The sequence below is a fragment of the Methanobacteriaceae archaeon genome (genome assembly GCA_013403005.1).
GTDB lineage: Archaea > Methanobacteriota > Methanobacteria > Methanobacteriales > Methanobacteriaceae > Methanobacterium.
The window spans coordinates 215,925-240,994 of sequence record JACBOA010000001.1; the positions used below are offsets into that span (position 1 = coordinate 215,925).

Sequence of the window (25,070 nt, forward strand, 5' to 3'; positions counted from 1 at the left end):
CACATAAAACATGATACTAGTAACTGGAGGGGCAGGATACATAGGCTCCCACGCCAATAAAGAGCTCAACCGTGCTGGATACGATACGGTAGTCCTGGATAATATGAGCTACGGGCACCAGGATTTTCTTAAGTGGGGAGTCCTGGAAGAAGTTGATCTTGCTGATTTAGTTTCACTCAGAAAGGTTTTCCGGAAATATACCATCGATGCAGTGATGCACTTTGCAGCATTCACCTATGTAGGTGAATCAGTGGAAGATCCGGAAAAATACTACCTCAATAACCTGAAAAACACCCTTAATCTTCTCCAGGTGATGAATGAATTCAAGGTACGGAAGTTAGTTTTTTCATCAACCTGTGCTACCTATGGAAACCCTCAGGAAATCCCCATCACTGAAAACCATCCCCAAAATCCCATAAGTCCATATGGTAAGGGTAAATTTATGGTGGAACAGGTCCTAGCAGATTACAATGTGGCATATGATTTCCGATACGTTTCATTGCGTTATTTTAACGCAGCAGGAGCTGATCCTGAAGGTGATGTTGGAGAAAGGCACCATCCAGAAACTCATCTCATACCACTCATCTTAGATGCTGCAGCAGGGAAAAGAGAGGATATAAAAATATTCGGAACAGATTATCCCACAGATGATGGAACATGCATCAGGGATTACATACACGTCACTGATCTGGCAGATGCCCATATAAAAGCCTTAAAATATCTGGAAGAAGGTGGTCAGAGTGAAGTTTTCAATCTGGGAAATGGAAACGGATTTTCAGTGAGGGAGGTAATAGAAGAGGCTAAAAAAGTTACAGGAAAAAAGATCAAAGCTACCGAAACAGAAAGAAGGCCTGGTGATCCTCCCATTCTGGTTGGAAGTTCCGAAAAGGCCCGCAGAATCCTGAAATGGCAACCTAAATATGATGATCTGAATAAAATCATCACCACAGCTTGGGAATGGCATAAAAAAGATAATTCAATGTTAAATTAACAAATGAATTTGTTAATTTTTAGATCTTCCTTTAAAAATTGTTTTTATTCTAAAACCTTCTTTAAATACTCTCTCAACTCTCCATTTACTTCAGGATCCTGCAGGGCAATCTCCAGAGAACTTTTAAGCCATTCCACATTGTTCCCAATATCATAAATTCGTCCATCGAAAACATGGCCGTAAACGTTATCCAATCGTCGCATGGCATCAGTTAACTGTATCTCCCCACCCACACCAGGCGGAACATCCTCAATATGGTCGAATATTTCTGATTCAAGCACATAACGTCCGGTTATAGCTAAATCAGATGGTGCTTCATCTGGCCGTGGTTTCTCAACCATGTCCTCAATTTTATAAACAGAATCTTCAACCTGCTGTCCCTTAATAATTCCGTAACGTTCAATTTTATCCCGGGGGACTCTTTCAATGGCAATAGCAGAAGATTTGTATTTTTCATGAATATTAAGAAGCTGTTTAGTACAGGGAGTTTTCGACTGACTAATTGTATCTCCCAGGAGAACGGCAAAGGACTGACCATCAATATGCTTTTTCGCACAAAGGATGGCATCTCCCAATCCCTTCTGCTGCTTCTGCCGGACGTAGTAGATATCTGCCATCTCTGATATGGCCTCCACTTCCACCAGGTAATCCATCTTACCACAGTTACGCAGAGAGTACTCCAGTTCAAAGGAACGATCGAAGTGGTCTTCAATGGATCTTTTTCCCTTACCAGTTATAATCAGTATATCATCGATTCCTGAGGCAACTGCTTCCTCCACCACGTATTGTATAGTTGGTTTATTGTAAACAGGTAGCATTTCTTTTGGTTGGGCTTTGGTAGCTGGTAAGAACCGAGTTCCCAGCCCTGCGGCAGGTATAACAGCTTTCATAATCTTTCCTCTTTCATGATTTTTAATCCTTTTTTAGTATCCAGCATCCGAATTTTAAGATCTCTTCGGACTTTATTAACAGATAATGATGAATCACGGGGCCTTTTTGCTTTTTGTTTTAACTCTGAACTACTTACAGGTTTAATGAGAGTTTCATCCAGTTCAAACACCCTTGCAATATTCAGTGCCAGTTGAAAGCGGCTGATCCTCTCACTGCCTGCAGTATGATATATTCCTGTTTTATTCTTCTCAATTATCCTTAAAATGGCCAGTGCAGCATTATTCGCCAGTGTGGGGGAATTGTAATGATCATCCACCACCTTTATTGTATGATTTTTTTGTAACTCATTTATAACCCAGTTAACGAAACCCGTCCGGTTATGCCATCCGTATAGTACACTTACCCGGGCAATTGCAAATTCAAGTTCAGATTTTTTTACTATCTCTTCGCCTTTAAGTTTTGTATAGGCATAGTAATTGAGGGGATTGGGCTTATCATCCTCACTGTACATTCCCTTGCTGCCATCAAAGACAAAATCGGTGGAAACATATATCAACCGGGCTCCTAATTTTTCACAAATATTAACCAGGTTACAAGTTCCCTTTACATTCACCTTCCATGCTAGTGCATGATTTTCTTCACAGTAGTCCACTTGGGTAAGTGCAGCGGAGTGTATAACCACATCTGGATTCAGATAAGTTAACTTATCCAGAACCTCTTTCTCCTTTGTAATGTCCAGTGAGATGGTGTCTTTCAGAGGGTTATGATGATGGATGCTAATGATTTGGTAGTTTTCACAGGCAAGGTCCTGGAATCTGGAGCCTAACAATCCACTTCCTCCAGTTACCAAAACACGATCCATGGTAATGGTTAATAAGCGCGAGATATATAAAACTTTCCAAGAAGAATAAACGGTGTACTTATGATTGAAGGCGTAAAAGTAAAGAAGCTTAAGGTCATTCCAGATGAGAGGGGCTGGCTAATGGAAATATTAAGAAATGATGATGATATTTATGAAAAATTCGGACAGGTATATCTGACCACAGCTTATCCTGGAGTGGTGAAGGCCTGGCATCTGCATAAAAAGCAGACTGATAACTTCACCTGTGTCCATGGTCTGATGAAGGTTGCATTATATGATAGCAGGGAGGATTCCCCTACCTATGGTGAGATAAACGAATTTTTCATTGGAGACAGAAACCCAATGCTCATAAGCGTCCCACCATACGTCTATCATGGTTTTAAAGCGGTGGGTGATGAAACAGCCTATTTTGTCAGCGTCCCCACCTTACCATTTAACTACGATGACCCTGATGAATACAGACTTGACCCCGACACTGATGAAATACCCTACGACTGGATATTGGATAAGAGTAAAAAACATGGTTAAATCCTTGATCTACACGCCTTTTGGGGGTATAAACATCTATCGTGGCATATTATTAGTATAGAAATGATATTGGCGATTTTATGAAAATAATGATTACAGGTGGTGCGGGATTCATTGGATCCAACTTCGTACACCACATGAGTGAGAATGAGGATTATGAAATAATTGTCCTGGACAAATTAACTTATGCCGGGGATTTGGAAAACCTCAAGGAAATCCGTGACAAAATAGAATTCGTAAAAGGGGACATTGCAGACGAAGAAACAGTTTCCAGTTCTATGAAAGACTGCGATATGGTAGTAAACTTTGCTGCTGAAACCCATGTGGACCGTTCAATAAAAGACCCGGGTGTATTTGTAAAAACAGATGTTATAGGCACCTATAATCTTTTAGAAAGCGTGCGCAAGTACGATGTGGAGCGTTACTTGCAGATATCCACTGATGAAGTTTACGGTAGTATTGAAAATGGTTCATTTACTGAGGAAAGCAACGTGGATCCTTCCAGCCCCTATTCTGCCAGTAAAGCTGGGGGTGATTTGCTGGTAAGTGCCTACTGGAAGACCTATGGCACCCCGGTCATCATCACTAGGAGCAGTAACAACTTCGGGCCCCGGCAATACCCGGAAAAATTAATTCCCCTGTTTATTATGAACGCCATGCAGGATAAGCCGTTACCAGTTTATGGTGATGGTAAAAATGTTAGAGACTGGATATATGTCATGGATAACTGTAAGGGAATAGAAGTAGCCCTGATGAAAGGTAAGCTGGGAGAAGTCTATAATATTGGTGGAGGAAACGAGAGAAATAATCTGGAGATAACCCACCTTATACTGGAACTCTTGGGAAAACCAGAGAGCCTGATAACCTTTGTTGAAGACCGTTTAGGTCATGATCGGCGTTATTCCCTGGATTCTTCCAAGATCATGAAACTGGGCTGGATGCCTGAAACTCCTTTTGAGGATGCCATGCGGGAAACTGTGGAATGGTATAAAAAAAACTTCTCCAGGTTTGAATAAACCTTATTTTTTCATTTTTTTTGTTCAAAAATGTGGAGATTATCAAGGAGTAATATGTAAGAGTTAATCTAATTATTTGCATTTGAAAATTTTTTATCATAAATCTATTTTCAATTTTTTTAAAATATTTACAAAACTTTGCTCTGTTATTCCATTAATTCTAAGAGTTTTTCGCCGACTTTTATGTCCAGATACTATTTCGGTTTCATACCCAGTAAGTTTTGAGAATTCTTTCATTATTTCCTTATTGGCTTTCCCTTTGCTTGGAGGTGCTTTGATTTTAACTTCAAGAGTTTGCCTCCATTGATTGTAACCGGTGATCTGAAATTTACTCGAGTTTGGTGATACTTCTATGTTAACGGTTATTCCTTTGGCAGTAGATTGAACTCTATTCATTTTAATCATCTTTTCAATCATTCAATGATTGATTTATCATCTGCATCCCCAATATTATCCTTATTCAATCCTTTAAATTTTTAAGATTGTAAAAAATAGGTATTAAAGTATTTATCCCTATAGATAATATTCTATTCACTTAATTTATTTTTTCATGAATTAGGGTAATTTTTTTACCCATTTATAATAATGGATACTGTGGATGCTCACATAAGGTAACCTTTAAATAGTGAAAGTGAGAGATGATGGTATGCTTTACTCTCATGTGTGAGAATCAGCACAGCAGGGGTGGTCGAGCGGTCAAAGGCGCTAGGTTGAGGGCCTAGTGGGTGAGTCCCTTCGCGGGTTCGAATCCCGTCCCCTGCACTTGTTTTAGATTGTATTAATTAATTAAAACTATTTTAAATTTATTTCAGGGTTTTGAACGTTTATGGTAACCTTTAATGTTTTCCCTGATCTAAGATCCTCTACCAGATCTGGGTTTAAATCAACAGCTGCCTTATCTGCACGTATCATGAGGGTTCGGCTGCAAATGTAATCGCTCTTGCGGCACACCATGTCGGTGGGATGATCCAGAGTCAGTCCAGGATGACCATACCCGATAATCATGTCAGAAGCGTTTTCTGTTTCCAAAATTACTTGGACTTGGCTTTTCTCATGCTGAATTGCCCTCTTCATTTGCTGGGGCAAATCATTCAAGGACACTTTAGATGATACTCCTACTATACAATCAGCTGCCAGTCCAATATCCTTATCTCGAGTTACTTCGAATGTGCTGTGATGTTTGCTGGTAATATTGTGATGTCCATGGGCCTTGAAGGTATATTTCATTAATTAATCACCCATTAATTAGTTAAGTTCTAGCTATTTAATATCTAATATGAACAATAATTCAAATTGAGGTAATGGATTAATAATATTTAAGAAATCATTTGGATTTTCAAGTTAGTTAGATAAACACACTAGTTTCAAAATCATCCCTCAGTATTGGGTAATAAGGAGGATAAACAATTTTTTAAAGATAAAATTCTTGATGAGCTAAATCTGGTTCTAAAAACAGACCCGGGCCTAGTTGTTTTGTCAGGATGCGCACATCAAGGTGTGATTAACATTCTCTATTTTATTAGGAGTACTTCCAAGATAAGGAATACTTCCAAGATGAAATATGTGGTTTATTGAGGATCAAACCTAGTTCAAGTCACCTGCCAGATTATAGAAAAAACATGAATGGCTTTAGAAAACCAGGTCTTAAAAATGGTAGCATTAGGGCACTGCACGGGGTTTAAGGATATTTAAAATGTTTTATAGTGGTTTCAAGATAAATTCATTTCCATGCAGCTGGTTTGAAATCATAGTTGAACTGGGAAATTTAATGGCATTAAAGATTAGATGTGAAATGATCAGAGGATAATAATTCATATGACTCACAAAACAATTCGGAAGGGCACATACTGTATTTTCATTCAATTAAAAAAGGGTCAGGTTATTCAGATTGGGAAACTAGGTAAAATAAATTTTCATAAAGGTTATTATGTTTATGTGGGTTCTGCTATGAACTCCTTGGATGGCAGGATACAGAGACATTTAGGAAATAGTAAAAAACTCCACTGGCATATTGACTACCTCTTGGAAAACCCTCAGTCAGAGATAATGGGAGTATACTTGTCAGATGATGGTGTAAAACATGAATGTGAAATTGCCACCCAAATTGCCCTTCAAGGGGTAGAAATTCCCAATTTTGGCTCTTCGGATTGTAAATGCAAATCCCATCTAATTTACTTTGCCTCAGCTTTTGAAGCTGATTTTTCATGTAGAAGTGCATTTGAAAAGTTAGGATTACAATTAGGTAAATTTAGGGCTTAATTTGATAAGTTTATGACTTCTCCTTAAGAATAAAAAAATCTAAATGATTATAGAAAATCATTTCACTGGAAATCCCTGAAAAATTCTTCAAATTCATCTACATCCATGGGCTCGGGTACCACAAACTTCTGGTTATCATAGATTGTTTTGGAAAGTTCACGGTATTTTTGGGCCTGTGCTGAGTCTGGGTACTTCTCCACTACTGTTTTAGCATCAATCTCACTTTTCTGAACCAGTTCACTCCGCGGGATAATTCCAATAACTTGACTTCCGATTCTACGGGCGAATTCTTCCACAATCTCCACTTCTTTGTTAATTCCTCTGCAGTTGCATATTATCCCTCCCAGATTGCTTTTAAGCTTTTTAATACCTTTGGAGATGTTATTAGCAGCATATAATGCCATGTACTCTCCAGAAGTCACAATGTATACCTCATCAGCATAGTCTTCCCTCAAAGGGACTGCGAATCCTCCGCAAACAACGTCTCCTAGCACATCGTAGATGATAACTTCTCCTTCATCAGAAAAGACTTCCAAGTTTTCCAGGAGTTTCATGGCTACAATCACTCCTCTTCCTGCGCAGCCAACTCCAGGTTCGGGCCCTCCACTTTCCACACAGCTCACACCACCAAATCCTTTAAAGAGAACATCCTCCTGGTTGGCATCCCTTTTTTCTTTTAGGATGTCCAGTATGGTGGGTATTCTCATTCCCACCAGAGTTCTTGTGGTGTCTGCTTTAGGGTCGCAGCCTATAACCAGCACTTTTTTATTTTCTGAGTAAGCTGCGGCCAGGTTGGAGACAATGGTGGATTTGCCAATACCTCCCTTCCCGTAAATGGCAATGTTTTTGTTTTTACTCATCCCCTCACCATGGCTCCAATAATGTCTCCTCTGGTGATGATTCCCACCATTTTTCCTTGGGAATCCACTACAGGTAACCTTTTAACATCATGAGTGTCCATTAATTTGGCTGCATCCGAGATATCTGCATCCGGGCTGATGGTGACTACCTTTTTAGTCATTATTTCTCCAATAAGGATGCTGGCAGCTTTGTTCATGTCTTCGGTTATTTCGTCCATTTCATATTTCATGCGCAAGGGTAGTTCAATTAGATCCAGAGGTGCAGGTAGGATCAGGTTCATATGGGGGGAGTGAACTTCTATGAGTCGCATGATATCGCCTTCACTGATGATTCCTACCAGATGGCCTTCATTATTTACTACTGGTGCGCCACTGATCTTGTTTTCACGCAGTCTTCCAGCCACATCAATGATGCGATCATCCACCTTGAATGTGATTACCTCTTTTTCCATGGCATCCTCAATTTTCATTACATCAACTCCTTATCCATAAAAATATTCTTAAATGATATTTTTTTTATCATTTTTATCTAAATCTCATATTATCTTAAATTAATCCTTCGTTTATCTCCAATAGATACAGATATAATTTCTTCATCATTGTTAATGCTATTGATCCTACTCCTATAATTGTTTTTTATAAAAAGTGTTCATATTTAAAGGGAAATTTCTTCCAATATCATTTACTGGAGATATTTTTCAATATTTATGATTCAAAATAACTTTTCATAGAGAATTGTTTCATATCTGTCATGGTATTATAAGATTGAAAAAGAAGATTATAAGGGATTTAGACCACTCAAAGATTCATTAATTAACTTATTCTTTTGGAATAGAACATGATTTTAGAACTCTCTCTAGGTCCGCAATAACTTGACTATTATATCGGCATAAATGAAAGTGAATTTAATTAAATTATAGGCTAAATAAAGAGAAATAACTACAAAGACTGGAAATGAAAATAAATTCAATCTCTAAAAAACTAAAGAATTAGTTCAGTCCTTTACATGTAATTTTTGCTAGTGAATGCCTTTGAGAACACTGTATGAACTGTCCATGCCTAATCTCAGTGTTGCCGGGGCCGAGGTAACATGTCTGAGTACTTTTTTTAGTAAATATATTCTTTATTATTTACATTTGAAGTTTTAATTTCGTTTATAACGCCGATAGACCAGATCTCCAGGCCTAACTTTTTGATCAAATAGAATCCCCACATTTTCCCCTTTCTCTCCTTTTTGAACATTTTCACCCCTGATTTGCATAGATTCAACCTCTCCAATCACAGAACCAGTGGTAGGACCCTGCACTATAATATTATCCCCAACTTGCAATGGGTTCCACAAGCGTATCTCAGCAGCCTTCACTTTAGAATAATAATTTACCACTTCACCAATATCCTGTTTGCTGTGGGTAGCCTGGTTATAGCAACTGGTCTTTTGGGGTGTTTGGAAATAGAATCCAGTGTCAAAACCACGATGATAAACCTTACGGAGTTCATCCATCCAGTGGTCCTGAAATTCCCATGAACCACGATGGTAAGAATCAATGGCCTTTCTGTAAACTTTAGTAACGGTGGCAACATAATCTGCAGGTCTAGCCCTTCCTTCAATCTTAAAAGAGGCAATTCCCGCTTCAATAAGTTCGGGGATGTGTTCAATCATACACAGATCTTTAGGACTTAAGATATGACCTTTAAATCCATCATCATATCCTTTTAGAATACTATCCCCTTTTAGAGTTAACATATCTTCAGATTTTTCCTCACAAACCAGTTTCCACTCTTTTCTACAGGGTTGTAGGCATTCACCACAGTTAGCATTCTTATGGTAAAGGTAAGAACTTAAAAAACATCTCCCGGAGATGGCCAGACACATGGCTCCATGCACAAAGACCTCCACTTCCAGGGGACTATCACTGATTATTTCTTTAATCTCCTCCAGGGATAACTCCCGCGATAGGATCACCCTTTTAGCACCTAAGTCCGCCAGAAGTTTCAGAGATTCTGAATTGGATATGTTGGCCTGAACACTGATATGAACATCAATACCTTCATCATGGGCTATTTTAAGAACTCCCAGGTCAGATGCAATTATGGCATCTGCTCCTGAACTTTTTATTTCAGGTAAAATTGTTTCAAGGTGTTCAATATCTCTGTTTCTCATTACTGTGTTGGTACAGACATAAAGACGAGAACCATGTTCATGGCAACGATTTGCAGCCTGTTTAAGGTTGGTTAATGTGAAATTGGCACTGTGGGCGCGCATATTATAGCCCTGCACACCAACATACACAGCATCTGCTCCATTTTGCAGTGCTGATTCCAGGGCAGTGAAGTCCCGTGCAGGAGATAGTAATTCAACCATAAAACCACAGAAAGAATTTTTCCACTAATATGGAATTTATTTTAGAAGTAAATATAAGATTTAATTAATGTTTTAATTATTTTTTCAAACTTTTATTTTTTATCGCAATCTCTTATAAAAATTAGCAGCGGCAGGACTCATATTCTTCAATATCAGCAGGTAATTCCGTCGGATATTCGCCAGTCAGACATCCCAAGCACAATTCATCCTTTTCAATGCCAATACATTCTACTAGGGACTCTATACTTAAGTAACCTAGTGAATCAACCCCCAAGGTTTCTTTTATCTTTTCTACTTCTTTGTCTGATGCTATGAGTTCCTTTCGGGTGGCCATGGCAATTCCGTAGTAACAGGGAGAAATAATGGGAGGTGATCCAATGCGCAGATGAATCTCCTTTACACCAGCCTCACGGAGTACGGTAACCAGGGCTTTAGAAGTTGTACCCCTTACTATGCTGTCATCCACAAGAACAATGCTTTTACCCTCAAGTTCAGACTTTATGGGGTTCATCTTCAGTTTCACTGATGTTTCACGTTCTTCCTGAGTGGGCATGATAAAAGTTCGGCCTATGTAACGGTTTTTAATTAATCCTTCACCATAAGGGATTCCTGAGGCACGTGAATACCCAATGGCTGCGGTAATTGCTGAGTCAGGTACTGGCATAACCACATCAGCTTCCACAGGATGTTCCCTGCACAGGGCTTTTCCAATGTTTTTTCTCACATTGTAAACAATCCTTCCATCCAGTATACTGTCGGGACGGGCAAAATAAACGTATTCAAACATGCAATGGGCTCGGGGTGTTCCTGGATTTTGAGGTATTTTAAAACTTTTAACTTCATCGTTGATAAGTAATATTTCTCCCGGTTCCACGTCACGCACGTACTCAGCACCCACCACATCGAAAGCAACAGTTTCAGAAGCCACCAGGGTGGTTTCTTTGCTACGTCCCAGTGCCAATGGTTTGATCCCAACAGGATCCCTTACAACCATCAGATCATCATTCACCAGCAACACCAAGGAGTATGAACCAATAAGATTCCTGGAAACTCTTTTAATGGATTCTATCATATCCTGAGTTTTGGAGTATTCCCGGGTTAACAGATGACACACAACTTCCGAATCAGTTGTTGATAAGAATTCTCTTCCTTCGCTTTCCAGTTCTCTTCGAAGTTCCATGGAGTTGATAATATCTCCGTTATGGGCTATAGCTATGGTGCCCATGTCGAATTTACTTATGAATGGTTGAGAATTCTGTATTTGAGATTCACCGGTTGTGGAGTAACGAACATGACCTATGCCAACGTTTCCATCCAATCCCTGGATGTTCCCATTGTTGAACACATCACAAACCAGTCCCATGCCCCTGTAGGTGCGCATCTCCTCACCGTTATGGGCTGATATGCCTGCAGACTCCTGTCCACGATGTTGCAAAGCGTATAGGCCGTAGTATATCTCTCTTGAAATATTATGGGACTTATCTTTAGAATAAGCACCAACAATACCGCATTTATCCTGCAATTGGAATTCTCCCTGATTATTATATTATAGATATAAGATTTAATTATCGGGTGTATTCATACTAAAAAGAGATGGAAAAATTCTTAAAATCACTAACTCTTAAGCAGATTGGAGCTGAATTTCTCATCACCTATTTCTTCTTTAAGATCTTCAATTTTTGAATCGTAAAAAATAAGTACCGTGCGAATAACCTTTAACCAGTCTATTGCATCTTTTTTGGAAGGGGCAGCAATGAAACCTTGCCCCAAAACAATGTTATCTGGTTTAAATTCGGTGGTAATAAAAGTAATATGATCTTCCTCTTCGAGAGGCTCGTTAAATATTTCCTTCCATAATTCGCCAAGATTGAATGTTTCGTACAGATTTTTATTCAGGATAATCCCGTACTGATTTTTAACATCGGCATAGTTTTGTTTAACAACCTTGAACTCTTCCTGGAGGGATTTCTGTTTCAACTCCAATCTCTCGTGGGAAGAAGCCAGTTCCTGATTTTCATTGGCTAATTTTTCATTAAAAGAAGACAGATCATCTATTTCTTTATTTAATTCTTTAATTTTATTTTCAGATTCTTTAAGCCGGTTTTTAAGTTCCTGGAAACGCCCCAAGTTGGCTATGGATGTTAGTCCTGAACGAATAATGGCGTTTTTAATTTCTTTACGGATGAGTGCCGGGTCAATGTACTCCACATCATGGCCGAAGGGGAGTTTCATCCTTTCAATATGACCCACTTCTTTTTTCAGAACTTTCTGGAATTTTTCAGCCAGTTCCCTTCCTGGAGCATCCACATCGGTGGCAATCAAAACAATGTCTGCACCACTAACTGCCTTTTTAGCTATTTCAATATTGGTGGTGGGTATAATGGAGGAGATGGTTATATGGTACTCTGCTCCCAGAGCAATGTTCTGCAGTGCCCGGGAAACATTTTCCACATCGGAAGCTCCTTCCACAATAATGCGCACATCGATGGGATTTCTCATTTCCATTTACTTCAACCTGTAGCCGTTAAGCTTCTTGTTCTGCCAGTTGTAGGTTCGAACCCTTTTGGATCGTCCGAATCCACAGGCAGCGCAGTAGCGCTTCCTGGCATTGTATGAGTTTTTCCCACATCTTCTGCAGCGAATATGGGTTTTTTTATTACGTTTACCAAATGATGGTGTACCTTTCAATTTAATATCCTCCTAATTATCATCACCCGACCATTTAATGGCCGGTAATATGGTTTTATCCGGGTGATATGTATACTATGTTATCCCCACGAATGAGGACCACACCTAATCTTCTTGATGATTCCCCGCTTTCTAATTCTTCAGCGTCATTTAGAACTAAATTCATATGCATATCGAAGCTTTCGAGAACTCCACGGAATTCTCTGCCGCCTTTAAGTTTAATTAACACTTGAGAGTTAAGAGCTCGACCTAAAACATCTAATGGTCGTGATGTATTAACATTCTTCTGTACACTCACTATTATCACCTTTCCTATACCAATCATGTTGGTAAGATTTATATTTAAATGTACCGCCATCAAAAATATAAAAATGAGGATGGAAACAGGATTAAGGTGAGTTGTAAAGTGAAAATCAAAAAGAGATATTATCTCAAGAAGAAGAAGTTAAAAGAGCTGAAAGCTAAATTGGGGCCTTACAGTTCCCTCATACCCTCCAAAGCCCGGGTTGAAATGCTGGAAACAGAACTCCCTGATCTGATACTGGTTGATGGTGAACCATTACTAATGATTTTAGATGGTGAACCATTCCCCACACTCAAAGGAGCCCTGCAAAAACCCATAGAAAGTCATATGGTGGTAGTGGATATGGGTGCAGTGAAATTCATGGCCAGTGGAGCGGATGTAATGTCTCCAGGAATAGTAAACGCCGATCCACAAATTAAAGAGGGGGAAACAGTGATAATAGTTGATGAAAACCACCACAAACCCTTAGCCATGGGGAAAGCCCTGATATCTGGGAAAGAAATGGTTGAAAATGATAAAGGAAAGGCTGTCAAGACACTCCATTATATTGGGGATAAAATTTGGAATTTTGATCTTTAATCCCTAAAGCTTCAACAATCATAATTAATGACATATCAGTAATTATATTTTGTTTATGGGCAATATTAGTAGCAATATTCACGAAAGGTGGTTATAAATGGAAATATGGTACATTTTTGTCGTAGTTCCGATAATAGGGGCTTTAATACATTTATTGGTTAGTAAAAAGCCAAAAACTCTTAACAGAATAACGGAAGTCCTTTTGATATGGTTATTAGGTGTTGGTATTGGAGTGGGATCCCTATTCAGTGGTCTGGCCCAAGTTTTGTCTCCAGAAATGGTTGCACAATCTGTAGGCTGGGCTAACACGCCGTTTTTGCGGGAAGTGGGTTTTGCAAATATATCTTATGGCTTGCTGGGCATTATATCCATTCGTTATCGTAGTTTCTGGGCACCAACCATCATAGCTTACACTGTGTTTATGTGGGGGGCTGCCATAGGTCACATTTATAATATTCAGCAAACAGGAAACATGGCAGCTGGAAACGCAGGATTTGTGCTTTACTTTGACATTGTGATGCCTCTAGTATTCATCATACTTATGGTAGTTCATAAAAAGACTTTGAAAGTGGGAGAAACCTAACAACGAGTCTGATGAAATAAATGAATTATAATAATGCCTAAAAAGAATTATTAATGTTTAGTGGATAATATGGTTGATCTTCGATATTCTTCTGGGAATGTGCTCTCACCAGAGGTTCATAAAGTGGGGGTGATGGCAATAGGTTCTCACTTAGAGAACCATGGTCCAGCACTACCCATTGACACGGATTCTAAAATAGCCTCATATTTAGCTTTAGAATCATCATTTCGCACCGGTGCTAAGTTTTTAGGCATATTATATGCTGCAACTGAATACCATTATGTTAAACACGGAGTTCACCTTCCCCCTGAGGATCTGGTTAAAAAAGAACTCATCCCCACATTAAAAAGTGCCAGAGATAACCTGGATCTGCACGCAGTGGTTCTGGTAAATGGTCACGGGGGTAACTTACCTATTAAAGACTATATTGATGAAATGGAAAACCATTTGGGCTTAAAAATTGTCTTAAATAATAAAATCGTGGAAATTGAAGGACCACACGCCGGCACTGGAGAACTTTCCATGGGTGCAGTTCTGGGAATAGTGGATGAAGCCCGTCTTGATGAACATTGCAATTTTGAGGATTACCCTGAAGTGGGAATGGTTGGTCTATATGAGGCTCGAAAGGCGAATAGGGGTATAAATGAAGCTGCCCGAACCATAAAAAAAGAGGGAGTTTGCATTGATCCTGATAAAGGTAAAAAACTCCTGGAAACTGCTGTTGAAGCTATTGTTGGTGATATTAAATATTTATCAGGGGATCTAACTCATTAATCTAATCCCTTAATGATTTTAATCCTCTGAAACTTCTTATGATTCAATCTTTTTTAATCTTTTTTTTTTAAAATCCAGTTTTAGCACTCAAACCCTTACACATATTAACCCCTAAAGACAACTCTATGGACAAGTGAATCTAAAAGAGGTGTGATAAATGTTTTGTCCAGAGTGTGGAACTGAGGTTGGAGATGGAAAATTCTGTCCTAATTGTGGTGCAGCCATTGAAAGTGTGGAAAAGGAGCCTGAGACTACCCAAAATCCGGAATTCGAGCCAGCAGTGACTACTGCTCCAGTTCAACTTACTAAGAAATACAGTATTGATGAATTTGTGGCTAAAACCCAAGAGAAAACTGGTACAGGTGAAATTTTCGAATTGGAAAATGATTACCTGTTAAACATAAATGTTAATGGCAGAGTCTGGTCTAAAAGAGGGGCAATGGTTGCTTATAGTGGTGATTTAAAGTTCAAAAAAGAGGGAACTTTTGAACACGGACTGGACAAATTTGTTAAAAAAGCAGTTACCGGGGAATCATCCACTCTAATGAAAATGGAAGGCCGTGGGAAAGCTTATCTGGCTGATTATGGTAAGAAAGTTGTGGTTTTGAACCTTCAAAATGAAAGAATATATGTAAAGGGGAATGATTTACTGGCTTTCGAAGACCAGATTGACTGGGATATAACCATGATGAGCACTGGCGTGGGTCTTTCCAGTGGAGCAGGATTATTTAATGTAAAATTAGAAGGAACTGGGATGGTGGCAATAACCACTTATTTCACACCAATAACACTGGTGGTAACACCAGATGAACCGGTGTTCACTGATCCTCAGGCAACAGTGGCCTGGTCTGGTGGATTAAACCCTTCTGTTAAAACTGATATAGGTTTTAAAACTTTATTAGGGAAAACTAGTGGTGAAGAATTCCAGTTAAAGTTCCAGGGCAATGGATTTGTAATTGTTCAGCCTTATGAAGAGGGTATGCAATACTAATTCCTCTTCACTTTTTTCAGGTAACAACATTTTTTTTTATTCATTCTATCCATCCATATTTTTAATCTTAAGCTAATTTCTTATTTAACGAGCCACAAAAGTCTTTAATTCAATTAAATAAGATTTAAAGGTTGATTAGGTTTTTATGTTTCTTTTCTACTGTTAATATTTGAAATTACAATTATTTTACATTTTTATGGTGAGAAAAGAAAGTATAAAGTTGTTTAGGGTGGTTTGATCATTGCAGTTTTTGAGCCTCATATTCTTATTTAAAACAAATTAATTACTTTGGTTTTTTAAGGGACATCCTTGAAAATAACTTTCACGGATAATCTTATCTTTTTTACAACTTTGGAAATAAATAAATAAATTTAATTACAATATTTTAATGGGTGGTGAATTAGTTGAAAAAAGTCGTAAAAAAGAAGGGTAATGTGGAATCTTTCAATCCTAATAAAATTAAAGGCTCCCTCCAGAAGGCAACTATTGATGCAGGTTACACTTTAGAAGAAAAACAAGACATTATCAGCGCAGTATTAGCCAATATAAATAAAAAAATAGACGAAGAAAAAGAGATCAAGAGTGAAACAATAAAGATGTGTCTTTTAACAGAACTGGATAAATGTGAGCCTTACATTGCAAAATCCTGGCGAAGATTTGATGATAAATACAAATCCAGGTAATTAAAAATCGAAGCAATTTTATACTATTTTTAAAGGAGACAAAATAATGGGGAGTTCTGATTATTATCCCATCATTTTCAAGAGAAAGTCTATTCGTAACTATGAATTAACTCCTCTGGATGAAGGCACTCTAAAAAACATCAAAAAAGAGATAAATTCTTTAAAATCCTTATTTAAGGATGTAAAAACTGATTTTAAGATCATTTCCCATGAGGATGTTAATCAACGGATGATGAAGAAAGCACCACACTACATTGCCGCTTTTTCAGAATCTTCTGAAGGGTATAAAACCAACATAGGATTCATGCTACAACAGATGGATCTCTATTTTTCTGCCCATGATCTGGGCAGTTGCTGGCAGGGAATCCCCAAACCAACTAAAGATGTTTTTAAAAGTTCAAAACTTGAATTCGTGATTTTAATGGCCTTTGGCCAGGCGAAAGTTCCACTGCACCGGAGGAGCATCCTGGAATTCAAGCGAAAACCTTTACAAAAAATATGCAATGTAAGTGGGAATGAAATTGATGAGTTGCTGGAGGCAGCTCGCCTGGCACCTTCTGCTACCAATAGTCAGCCCTGGTACTTCACCGGTGATAAAAACATTATCCATGCCTATTCACTAAAACCCAATATCATCAGGGCAATTATGCTTAAGAAGTATATTCCAATTGATATGGGTATTGCACTTTACCATTTAAAAGTGGCTGCAGAGCATTTCAGTAAAAGTGTTGAATTCATTTTTGATGAACATGCCCAGCAAAACTCTCCCCAGGGATATGAATATGTCATCAGCATCCGATTAAGTTAAATAACCACATTAGATTCACATTCCAAGGAGTATACTTTCCAAGTAGCACATTTAACTCCCTTTCGATTCATTATTTATATAAAAGAATCTAATCCCAGCCATATCTTCTTACTAAAAATCCCAGAAACTTTTAACTTCCTCAGACAGGCTTATTCCCTGCCTGTAACCCGCCTCTGCAGAGGCACTGGCTAAAGTTACATCCCAGGGGTTGGTTCCTTTAATGCGCAATGACTCTTCATCAGGCGTGATGATCATCACTTTGCATCCTGATTGTTCTAGTTCCTTAAGTTCTTCTTGGAAGCTCTTCCGGTGCATGGTAGGGCCCATGGGGGGATGAATTATGCTGGGTTCAGCTACTAATATTAGAACCCCATCATAACCTTTTCCTAAATCCGCATTGGTCCCGGCTATCCCTCCATCAATATAACGTTTACCATTTATTGTAATTGGTGGAAACATTCCTGGAACAGCTGAACTAGCTGCCACAGCAATTAGCAGTGGTATATTTGAATTAGAGTCAAAGGTTACCCATTCACCATTTTCTGCATTTACGGTATTGATTATCAGATTCCTCTTCCTATCCCACTCCTGGCTGGGGAGATATTCTGCAATTAACTCCAAATACTCTCCCTCACTCATGGTACTGGCTGCCAGAGCTGCTTCTCCAATACGAATCCTGGCAGTTTTTGAATCAGGAGAACTCATGATTACTGCTGCCATCATTTTACGGAATTCTTGCCCTTTGATGATGACTTCATTTTTCATGGTTTCCTTAATGAACTTCAGCTGCTGATGATAGAGATATTCCATTTTCTTACCACTGCAAATCTGAGCACCCACTATTGAGCCGGCTGATGTGCTTGCAATTAGATTGGCGTTAATTACATCCACTCCACCTTCTTCAAATCCAAAAAGGACACCTAACTCCCAGGCAATTCCTGTAATTCCTGTTCCACTCAATATCAGTGCATTTGATAGGTTTCCATCCATTTTAATCATACACCTCCTTGAACTCGAATATTATTCATGAAAACTATTTGGAGATTAATTGGAGTGGCGGGCTATTAAAGCAATAACTCGCATCATAAGTTGGGGATCCATGGTCCTTTTGGTGTTGATTATAAACTCGGAAACTTCCTCTGGTGGCATTAAATTGTATTTCTCAGGTGCTTCCTCAACCGTGAACTGTCTGGAAGGGAATGATACAATGGGGGTGATTAACCTATAATCCACATCAACATTGTGTGTGTTTAAAAACCTTTTTAAATCAACCACATTCATTTTAACGGTTTTAGCAGGATTAAATGCAGATTTAGTTCTTTTGTTTCCCTGCAATCTCCACCATTCATCCTTTAGAATGACGAAGTTTCCCTTATTGCTTCCATGATGGATTATAAAGATACCATTGGATCCAATGACCATGTGACCAATTAAACTTCTCGTTTTGGGAATCCTGATATTTTGGAATATTGTATAACTACCAGGGAGATTCTTCAAGTTTTCCCTGATATGACTGGTTTTGGATCTTTTCTTGGTGTTACTCATACTAATATTGAAAAAGAGGAATAAGAAAGCTCCCAAAATCATCGTAATTATGGAAATCATATAAATCCAAATAGTTTGAACAAATAAACCAATAAAATTATCAGGATTATTTATTACAGTTCCAAATAATAAGAAAGGATAAAAAAAAGCTAAAATAAGCAATAATAATCCTATAAACATTAGAATAAGGCCCAATTTAGATATTTGCTTCTCATTATGGTATTTTAAATTGTAATAGTCCATTTTAGTTTTGTTTTTGGATTTTTCATCCAAATCATCAGCGAATTCCCTTGAATTAATCCCTTCAGGAGGAGGAATGGAAGTTTTTTTATCTTTAGATTCATTTAAATTCTCAGAAGTATTGTGTGGATGGCTTTGTTCTTTGATTTTCTCAGTGTAGATTAAACTACCTCCACAAGAGCAATGCGCAAATTCATCTAAGGTTTCTCCTTCACTAAGTTCGTAATAGCCTCCACATTTTTGACAGAACAAATATCCCATGGAATGCAACCCCTCAGTAATCATGTTTCAATTTTATTTTTGAGGCTCATTAATCATTAAATTAACTATTAATAAATAAAATTGAAATATTAAGTGATTGATTGGCTATAATCTGATTCCAGTTTGACATATCTCTGATTTCCTCTGAATTTCCAAAAATTTCAATAGATGCTGAGATATTACTGGACAAGTCAATCAGCTAGTTCTCTGAATTTAGAAGCAATTTCAGCAAAAGAATGTGCAATGTAATGTACCTGTTCCTGGCTGAAACCATAAACACTGCACTTGAACCACTGGGTCTGACCCCTTTTGATACCTACAATATTCCTTTTTTTGAGTTCTTCATAAAGATAAAAACCTTTCCGTGGATGTTTTTGAGCGATGCGATGGAAAAATGGAGTTTCAAACCGTACTAAGTCATGTTCTTTTGGTCGTACTCCCACTTGTTTCACTCCACTGATTTTTTCCATTTCAGAAACAAAATAACGAGTTTTCTCTACTTCAACATCCCATTTATTCACCCGATCTATTAAATGGGGGAGTGATGCCATTAAAGTTGCAATGGGAGCTCCTCTACTGGTGCATCCCAGCATTTCCAATTCTTTAACCTGATGTCGCATAGACCTTTTAAGAACCTGTTCTACCCATTCTTCCTGCACTCCCAGAACACCAATGGGGCCGGAGGCAGCCATGCTTTTATGCCCACTTCCCACCACGAAATCCACATTCCACTTCTTAGCATCTATAGGCATTCGTCCCATGGAGTAAGCACAATTTAAAAGGAAGGGTATACCTGCATCATGAGCAATTTTTCCAATGGCCCTGGCGTCAGTTAGGTTGCCGTAATTACCATCCACATGGGTTAAAAGAACCAGACTAACCTCTTCTCCCCGGTCATAAAGGCTGTCTAGAACTTCCTGATAAGCCACTGGTTCAATGCGATATTCGGGTTCTTCGCTACTGGGAACCTCCACAATGTTGAGTTTGTTTCTTTCTGCTGCCAGGTGACTGGTGTAGTGGGCATTACCATCCATTACTACCGTATCTCCCGGACGACAAATTGCATGCATTACTGCAAATTTACCTTCCCTTGCACCGTGCACTGTCCTTGCATAATCGGTATTGATGAAACTGGCCAGATCCTCCAGAAAACCGTGGATGGATGGTTTGGACACTTCATCCAGACGACCAGCACAGTAATCGCAGATGCTGTATCCATCTGAGAATTCATAAAGTGCCTTCCGGGATTCCGGAGGAAGCACACCACCCCTCTGGAGGGGGTTGAGGTTTAAGTTATCTCTTTCAGTGTTTCTGTTGAGGGAGTAATCCTGGCATTGCATATCTTGTCACCGAAATATTGATATTAAACATTTAAACTTTATCTCACATTATTTCTAGATTTCAAGTTATTTTTTTATTTACTGAATTCAATGGAAAACCAAGTTAAATTGCCACGTATAAACAGAATATGGTAGGTATAATCTCTTTATTCTCTAATTTATTTCTCTAATCTCCGAGAAATTGGGGGGGGGGACATTTGTTCCATCTCTCAAGGTTGGATGTGAGATTTTAAATTTTTATTTTTTCCCATTTTTTCACATGGACATGATAAATGATAATGGATAGTTTATGATGAAATTATATTATACAGAAATTTCTGAAATTTTTTATGGCTATCAATTAGCTTAAATTTAGTTGACTGGATAAAGTTGAATTATTATTCTGTTTCTAATAGTTAGGGTTTTTATTGATGGTCTATCAAGTATAAACAGAGTATTCATTAATAAATAATTCTCAGAAGAGTTCTACAATAATTTCTGAGGTTTATATTAGATCGCAGGAAAAAAGGATAAAAAAATGAGAAATTTATCCGATTATTCCCATATTCTTATTGGTTTTTTCAATGGATTTAGATGGTTCTTCCTCCATTTCTAACATGGCACGTATGCAATCCACATTCTCGGGTACAACATCTGATTCTTGGTGTATGGCTTGCATGTAAAAGAGTTCACCATCTTTAATGTTTAAAGACTCTTTCCACACAGCTATTTCAAATAGGTCGCTTCTGGATCTACCCAAATCTCGTGCACATTCCATAACCGTTGCTGTGGAGTCTAAACCTTTCTCTGCTTCCACCAGCAGAACACGAGGGGTTGCTTCCAGAGCTTCAATCACATCATCCACTGCTGGTGGGTTTTCCAGTTCCACCATAAGGTTGTGCTGGTGCATGATGGTGGTGGGTACCAGTAAGGCCATGGTAGTAATATCCAGGTCATACATAACAGTTTGCACATCAGGGCCGTGGTGAGATGGCACAGTTGGGGGGTTGGGAACTATAGCGTTGATAGGTCCTGATTTAATCTGCCCGGGGTCTGCTCCACGACGAACCATCACGGCTCGAACCTTTTTTATACCGCAGAGGTCGTCGATTGGTTTTAAAGTTCTGCAGAGTCCGGTGGTGTTACAGCTGACCACCCGAACGAAATCTGCTCCCCAGTTATCCTTATAATTGGTAAATGAATTAAATGATTTTCCTATTTGCTCGTGTTTTTCTCCACCCTGGAATATGCCTTTCACACCTTTTTCAGCATAGATTTCTTTATTTTTAGCACCTATTCCTCCGGGGGTGCAGTCTACCATTACATCTATTTTATTGTAGAGATCATCAATGGTACCTGTAACTTTTATTCCTGCTTCTTCAAAGAGTCCTTCCCTCTCCGGTGCACTTATATAGAGTGGGAATCCTTTATCCACAGCCATTTGAGCTTCAAAGTCAGGTGTTCTCTTAGTCACTCCAACAATCTGCATATCATCCTGACATGCAACAGCATCTGCCACTCTTTTACCAATAGTACCGTATCCATTTATCCCGACGTTCTTCATATATAAAATCCCCGTTATAGTATTATATAAAGTATCTATCTTTTTTAGAACATAATAAATTTTATGTTTCAATTTTAAAAAAGGATAGCATCTTTTAATCAGTTTTATTATTATAAAAACTAGTCCATCACCATTTCCAATGAAGGGGTTATAAATTGGAGATAAATAAGGATCTTTGAAACTAGGAAAACTTTAAAATAAAGTAGGGCATTGGAAAGTTTTGATAATCAATGAAAAAAATAAAATATGGATTGAAAAAAGAATAAAAATCTTTTTTAAAAATGAAAAAAAAAGTTTTTTCAGCCTTTTAAATCTAAAGGCTGTTATTTACGTATTTATTCCAGTGCTTCAAGTTTTTCAGGTAGGTAGGTGTCAACCACGTACTCTAGCCCGTATTTGGAGAAAGACTGCTGTTCTGCTTTTTTCCCGATCTTGAGCATCTTCTTAATCTCCACCTGCCAGTTTTCATCTTTGTAGCGGGGGTCCTTGGAGAGTTCTTTAAGCCTTAAAACATCGATATCTTTAAGGGGGTCGGTGGGAAGATCGTAGTTGATGATATCCGAGGCAGTAACACCCAGGAACTTGGCATCAGGTGTTGCCAGCTGGTGGTTCACGTGGGCCAGTTTGGCACTTCCACTGATGATAACCATGGCAATGTGAAATCCCCAGGGGTCTCCGTCATTACAAATATAAACCGGCAGATTGAGTTCCTCATTAACCCTTTTCAGGAAACGTCTGGTGGCACGCGCAGCCTGACCCTTCAAACCAACAATAAGGGAGTCAAATTTTTTGTAAGCATTTTCTTGAACCATCCTGTGGAACATACCCATGGTTTCCACTGCAATAACCCTCTGCACATCATGGTCCACGAATTCCACTTCGTCAATGGTGGGAGATATGGTGTAACCAGATTTACCGGCTCTAAGAGCGTTTATTTCCACATCATCATCCTTCAGTGTGATGTTTCCATAAACTGATGCTCCGTCTTCTTCAGGCATCAGACCCAAGTCTTCACGGGTCATTCCCAGGGTAACTTCCAAGTCCTCTCCAACGATGTTGGATTCCTGCTGGTCTCCAAAATCCACATCCCAACCTTCTGAGACGTAGTACATCTCCCTTAAAGTGGCTGTTTTGTTACGACGAACCAAATCCTTACAGAAGTTGGCCACATAAACCATCTGGGCCAGTTTACTTATTTGTTTAACATTACCCAGAGATCGTTTCCCGTAACGATCTCCCAACACGTAATAACGCTTTTCATCATCGTAGACTATGTTAGATGTTCCACGGGAAGGAACTTTAATTGCTGGGACATTGTTATTTTTAACATCTTCTAAGATCATCTCTCCCAGGCTTTTAAGTTTGTTAACGGCAATTTCTTTCTTATTCATCTTGAACCACGCCTTCGTATTTGGATCTGCGGGTGACTTTAGCTAGTACGGCATCATATTCAGGAACATCCTTCTCTGCAAGCACAGCTGCCTCACGTATTATAACTGGAACCAGGCTTTCAAACACCTTGGAACGCATAGCTTCTTCCTTGGCAGCTTTTTTAGCGCGCAAGTATTTCTGCATGCTACGAGCAATCTTCATGGTGGCCTGTCTCACCTCATGGAGAATATCAGGCTCAGGAGCCACGCTCTGTTTACCAGTGGAAAGGTAGGGTACGTTGGTGGAGACAATATTCACGAACACAGTAATGGGAGCGTTATCAAGGTCTCTTATCCCGTAACGTTTCCAGTCCACACTTTTGAGGGCTTCGGTTATGGCACAGCTGCCCTGGTCAAAGGCCAGGGGCACACGATTGGCAAAACGCATAATCTCTGCTTTTCTCTGTTCACCAACCATTCTTCCGGAATCCCCCCCATAGGCAATACCTGCTTCGATTATGAATGAAACTCCTCCACGGAATGTTTTAGGCTTCCGAGTTGTAGTGGCTACGAATTCAGGATTCAAAATTTCCCTGATTCCTTTTTCTATCTGCTCCTTTCCTATGGGTATAAGTCCAGAGGTGGGTGGTGCCATGAAGTCCATTTTGGCGAAAGTTTCCACGATCTTTTCTGCTTCTTCCCATTTCATGTCCTTGGGACGTTTGTTAAGGTCAATACCTGTGATTTCTTCGATCTCGTTAACCCTTTTAGTGGACATTCTGGAAAGGTTACTGGTCAGCAGACTGCGGAAGCGGCGTTTATCGGTGTGTTTGGCCATGAATATTAGATCATCCGCTGTAACTCCTTTGGGATGGGGAAGTACTTCCTTTGGCAGGGGAGGGATTAATTCAGTAGCCCTTTTAAAAATATATTTGTGTCCTGTGGGGTCTCGGAAGGTGATCTTAGCATGAGGGTTGGCGATCATGGTTCTTCGAATGTATTCATAGGCTCCCTGTTCTGAGAGGGAATAAGAAACATCCTTAAAGTGTAATTCAATGGACACCCCGGTGTTTTGAACTTCAACATCCTTCCGCTCCAGAACCAATCCTTTATTTTTCTTTACATCCATCTTAAAGGTCATTTCAACGCCTTTAAGAGTGTCTCCATCCTTGTAACCTGAAATAACTTTTGCAGGTTTCCCGGTGGTCATCTGTGATAATAAAACACATCCACTGCAACCTAATCCCTGCTGTCCACGTGATTGAATGTTCCTGAACTTGGAACCAGCAAACATGGTACTGTAAACCTTGGTTATAAAAGGTTCAGGGATTCCAGGTCCATTATCAGTGTGTCTGAGTATGTAATGATCTTTATCTAAACGTTTGAGGTCTATTTTTATTTCCGGAAGTATCCCTGCTTCTTCCGCAGCATCCAGACTGTTGGTGATCAGTTCGTGGAATACCATGGTTAAAGACCGGATTTTCCCGGAAAAGCCCAGCATCTGTTTGTTTCTTCTGAAAAATTCAGATGCGGTGAGTTCTTTAAATTCCTCAAAAAGTTCAGCTGCTTCTCGCTCCAAACTATGCCTCCTT

27 protein-coding genes and 1 tRNA gene are annotated in these 25,070 nt (G+C 39.0%); 11 read left to right on the plus strand and 17 right to left on the minus strand.

The window, feature by feature from the left end; all coding sequences use genetic code 11:
- The first annotated feature begins 10 nt into the window (after window positions 1-10).
- Window positions 11-991, plus strand: a complete 981-nt coding sequence (galE, locus tag HVN35_01050; GenBank protein NYB51140.1) for a UDP-glucose 4-epimerase GalE — start codon at window positions 11-13, stop codon at window positions 989-991.
- 44 nt (window positions 992-1,035) lie between these two features.
- On the opposite strand, the gene galU is transcribed toward galE, so the two are convergent.
- Together galU and rfbD are read right to left on the minus strand one after the other, a co-directional pair.
- Complete coding sequence (galU, locus tag HVN35_01055; GenBank protein NYB51141.1) at window positions 1,036-1,881, minus strand: UTP--glucose-1-phosphate uridylyltransferase GalU; 846 nt, start codon at window positions 1,879-1,881, stop codon at window positions 1,036-1,038.
- Window positions 1,878-2,744, minus strand: coding sequence for a dTDP-4-dehydrorhamnose reductase (gene rfbD, locus HVN35_01060; protein ID NYB51142.1), 867 nt, complete (start codon window positions 2,742-2,744; stop codon window positions 1,878-1,880). The genes galU and rfbD overlap by 4 nt, the downstream gene beginning before the upstream one ends.
- A gap of 60 nt (window positions 2,745-2,804) precedes the next feature.
- Here rfbD and HVN35_01065 point away from each other — a divergent pair, with 60 nt between their 5' ends.
- Window positions 2,805-3,272: a dTDP-4-dehydrorhamnose 3,5-epimerase family protein gene (locus HVN35_01065; GenBank protein NYB51143.1), complete on the plus strand. Its 468-nt coding sequence runs from the start codon at window positions 2,805-2,807 to the stop codon at window positions 3,270-3,272.
- An 80-nt stretch (window positions 3,273-3,352) separates the two neighbouring features.
- Complete coding sequence (rfbB, locus tag HVN35_01070) at window positions 3,353-4,288, plus strand: dTDP-glucose 4,6-dehydratase (GenBank protein ID NYB51144.1); 936 nt, start codon at window positions 3,353-3,355, stop codon at window positions 4,286-4,288.
- A 96-nt stretch (window positions 4,289-4,384) separates the two neighbouring features.
- Here the strand turns inward: rfbB and HVN35_01075 are convergent, their stop codons facing one another.
- A complete protein-coding gene (locus HVN35_01075) occupies window positions 4,385-4,684 on the minus strand; it encodes a YggU family protein (GenBank protein ID NYB51145.1) in 300 nt (99 codons plus the stop codon).
- Window positions 4,685-4,966: 282 nt separating this feature from the next.
- On the opposite strand from HVN35_01075, the gene HVN35_01080 reads away from it, so the two are divergent.
- Window positions 4,967-5,050: transfer RNA gene (locus tag HVN35_01080), tRNA-Leu, on the plus strand.
- 30 nt (window positions 5,051-5,080) lie between these two features.
- Here the strand turns inward: HVN35_01080 and HVN35_01085 are convergent.
- On the minus strand, window positions 5,081-5,515 hold the full coding sequence (locus HVN35_01085; protein NYB51146.1) for a DUF371 domain-containing protein: 435 nt from the start codon (window positions 5,513-5,515) through the stop codon (window positions 5,081-5,083).
- Window positions 5,516-6,103: 588 nt separating this feature from the next.
- Here HVN35_01085 and HVN35_01090 point away from each other — a divergent pair.
- A complete protein-coding gene (locus tag HVN35_01090; GenBank protein ID NYB51147.1) occupies window positions 6,104-6,547 on the plus strand; it encodes a GIY-YIG nuclease family protein in 444 nt (147 codons plus the stop codon).
- Between the two features lie 62 nt (window positions 6,548-6,609).
- Here HVN35_01090 and cfbC read toward each other — a convergent pair whose 3' ends face one another.
- From cfbC to HVN35_01125, 7 genes are all read right to left on the minus strand, one after another.
- Window positions 6,610-7,407: a Ni-sirohydrochlorin a,c-diamide reductive cyclase ATP-dependent reductase subunit gene (gene cfbC, locus HVN35_01095; protein ID NYB51148.1), complete on the minus strand. Its 798-nt coding sequence runs from the start codon at window positions 7,405-7,407 to the stop codon at window positions 6,610-6,612.
- On the minus strand, window positions 7,404-7,877 hold the full coding sequence (locus HVN35_01100) for a CBS domain-containing protein (GenBank protein ID NYB51149.1): 474 nt from the start codon (window positions 7,875-7,877) through the stop codon (window positions 7,404-7,406). The genes cfbC and HVN35_01100 overlap by 4 nt, the downstream gene beginning before the upstream one ends.
- A 674-nt stretch (window positions 7,878-8,551) precedes the next feature.
- On the minus strand, window positions 8,552-9,769 hold the full coding sequence (locus HVN35_01105) for a U32 family peptidase (protein NYB51150.1): 1,218 nt from the start codon (window positions 9,767-9,769) through the stop codon (window positions 8,552-8,554).
- A 121-nt stretch (window positions 9,770-9,890) separates the two neighbouring features.
- Window positions 9,891-11,291 carry an amidophosphoribosyltransferase gene (purF, locus tag HVN35_01110; GenBank protein NYB51151.1) on the minus strand — a complete coding sequence of 467 codons (1,401 nt, stop codon included), beginning with the start codon at window positions 11,289-11,291 and terminating at the stop codon, window positions 9,891-9,893.
- 92 nt (window positions 11,292-11,383) lie between these two features.
- A complete protein-coding gene (locus tag HVN35_01115) occupies window positions 11,384-12,274 on the minus strand; it encodes a topoisomerase (GenBank protein ID NYB51152.1) in 891 nt (296 codons plus the stop codon).
- A complete protein-coding gene (locus HVN35_01120; GenBank protein NYB51153.1) occupies window positions 12,275-12,457 on the minus strand; it encodes a 50S ribosomal protein L37e in 183 nt (60 codons plus the stop codon).
- 55 nt (window positions 12,458-12,512) lie between these two features.
- Entirely contained in the window at window positions 12,513-12,782 is a 270-nt protein-coding gene (locus HVN35_01125) for an RNA-binding protein (GenBank protein ID NYB51154.1), read from the minus strand.
- Window positions 12,783-12,803: 21 nt separating this feature from the next.
- Here HVN35_01125 and HVN35_01130 point away from each other — a divergent pair, with 21 nt between their 5' ends.
- The 6 genes from HVN35_01130 (at window position 12,804) to HVN35_01155 (ending at window position 17,179) form a co-directional block, all read left to right on the plus strand.
- Window positions 12,804-13,340 (plus strand): DUF1947 domain-containing protein, encoded by a 537-nt coding sequence (locus HVN35_01130; protein NYB51155.1) that lies wholly within the window; start codon window positions 12,804-12,806, stop codon window positions 13,338-13,340.
- A 97-nt stretch (window positions 13,341-13,437) separates the two neighbouring features.
- Complete coding sequence (locus HVN35_01135) at window positions 13,438-13,923, plus strand: hypothetical protein (protein NYB51156.1); 486 nt, start codon at window positions 13,438-13,440, stop codon at window positions 13,921-13,923.
- Between the two features lie 69 nt (window positions 13,924-13,992).
- Window positions 13,993-14,697: a 2-amino-5-formylamino-6-ribosylaminopyrimidin-4(3H)-one 5'-monophosphate deformylase gene (gene arfB, locus HVN35_01140; GenBank protein NYB51157.1), complete on the plus strand. Its 705-nt coding sequence runs from the start codon at window positions 13,993-13,995 to the stop codon at window positions 14,695-14,697.
- A 157-nt stretch (window positions 14,698-14,854) separates the two neighbouring features.
- The gene (locus HVN35_01145; protein ID NYB51158.1) at window positions 14,855-15,688 is read left to right on the plus strand and encodes an AIM24 family protein; all 834 of its coding nucleotides are present in this window, start codon (window positions 14,855-14,857) and stop codon (window positions 15,686-15,688) included.
- A gap of 404 nt (window positions 15,689-16,092) precedes the next feature.
- Window positions 16,093-16,371 carry a transcriptional regulator gene (locus HVN35_01150; protein ID NYB51159.1) on the plus strand — a complete coding sequence of 93 codons (279 nt, stop codon included), beginning with the start codon at window positions 16,093-16,095 and terminating at the stop codon, window positions 16,369-16,371.
- A gap of 46 nt (window positions 16,372-16,417) precedes the next feature.
- On the plus strand, window positions 16,418-17,179 hold the full coding sequence (locus HVN35_01155; protein NYB51160.1) for a nitroreductase family protein: 762 nt from the start codon (window positions 16,418-16,420) through the stop codon (window positions 17,177-17,179).
- 111 nt (window positions 17,180-17,290) lie between these two features.
- On the opposite strand, the gene HVN35_01160 is transcribed toward HVN35_01155, so the two are convergent.
- From HVN35_01160 to top6B, 6 genes are all read right to left on the minus strand, one after another.
- A complete protein-coding gene (locus HVN35_01160) occupies window positions 17,291-18,169 on the minus strand; it encodes a patatin-like phospholipase family protein (GenBank protein ID NYB51161.1) in 879 nt (292 codons plus the stop codon).
- 54 nt (window positions 18,170-18,223) lie between these two features.
- Window positions 18,224-19,225: an NERD domain-containing protein gene (locus HVN35_01165; protein NYB51162.1), complete on the minus strand. Its 1,002-nt coding sequence runs from the start codon at window positions 19,223-19,225 to the stop codon at window positions 18,224-18,226.
- 191 nt (window positions 19,226-19,416) lie between these two features.
- Window positions 19,417-20,565 carry an O-phospho-L-seryl-tRNA:Cys-tRNA synthase gene (gene pscS / locus HVN35_01170; GenBank protein NYB51163.1) on the minus strand — a complete coding sequence of 383 codons (1,149 nt, stop codon included), beginning with the start codon at window positions 20,563-20,565 and terminating at the stop codon, window positions 19,417-19,419.
- 526 nt (window positions 20,566-21,091) lie between these two features.
- On the minus strand, window positions 21,092-22,108 hold the full coding sequence (locus tag HVN35_01175) for a phosphorylating glyceraldehyde-3-phosphate dehydrogenase (protein NYB51164.1): 1,017 nt from the start codon (window positions 22,106-22,108) through the stop codon (window positions 21,092-21,094).
- Window positions 22,109-22,443: 335 nt separating this feature from the next.
- Window positions 22,444-23,499 carry a DNA topoisomerase IV subunit A gene (locus HVN35_01180; GenBank protein NYB51165.1) on the minus strand — a complete coding sequence of 352 codons (1,056 nt, stop codon included), beginning with the start codon at window positions 23,497-23,499 and terminating at the stop codon, window positions 22,444-22,446.
- Window positions 23,492-25,057, minus strand: a complete 1,566-nt coding sequence (gene top6B / locus HVN35_01185; GenBank protein ID NYB51166.1) for a DNA topoisomerase VI subunit B — start codon at window positions 25,055-25,057, stop codon at window positions 23,492-23,494. Before top6B ends, HVN35_01180 begins: the two co-directional genes overlap by 8 nt.
- Between the last annotated feature and the right edge of the window lie 13 nt (window positions 25,058-25,070).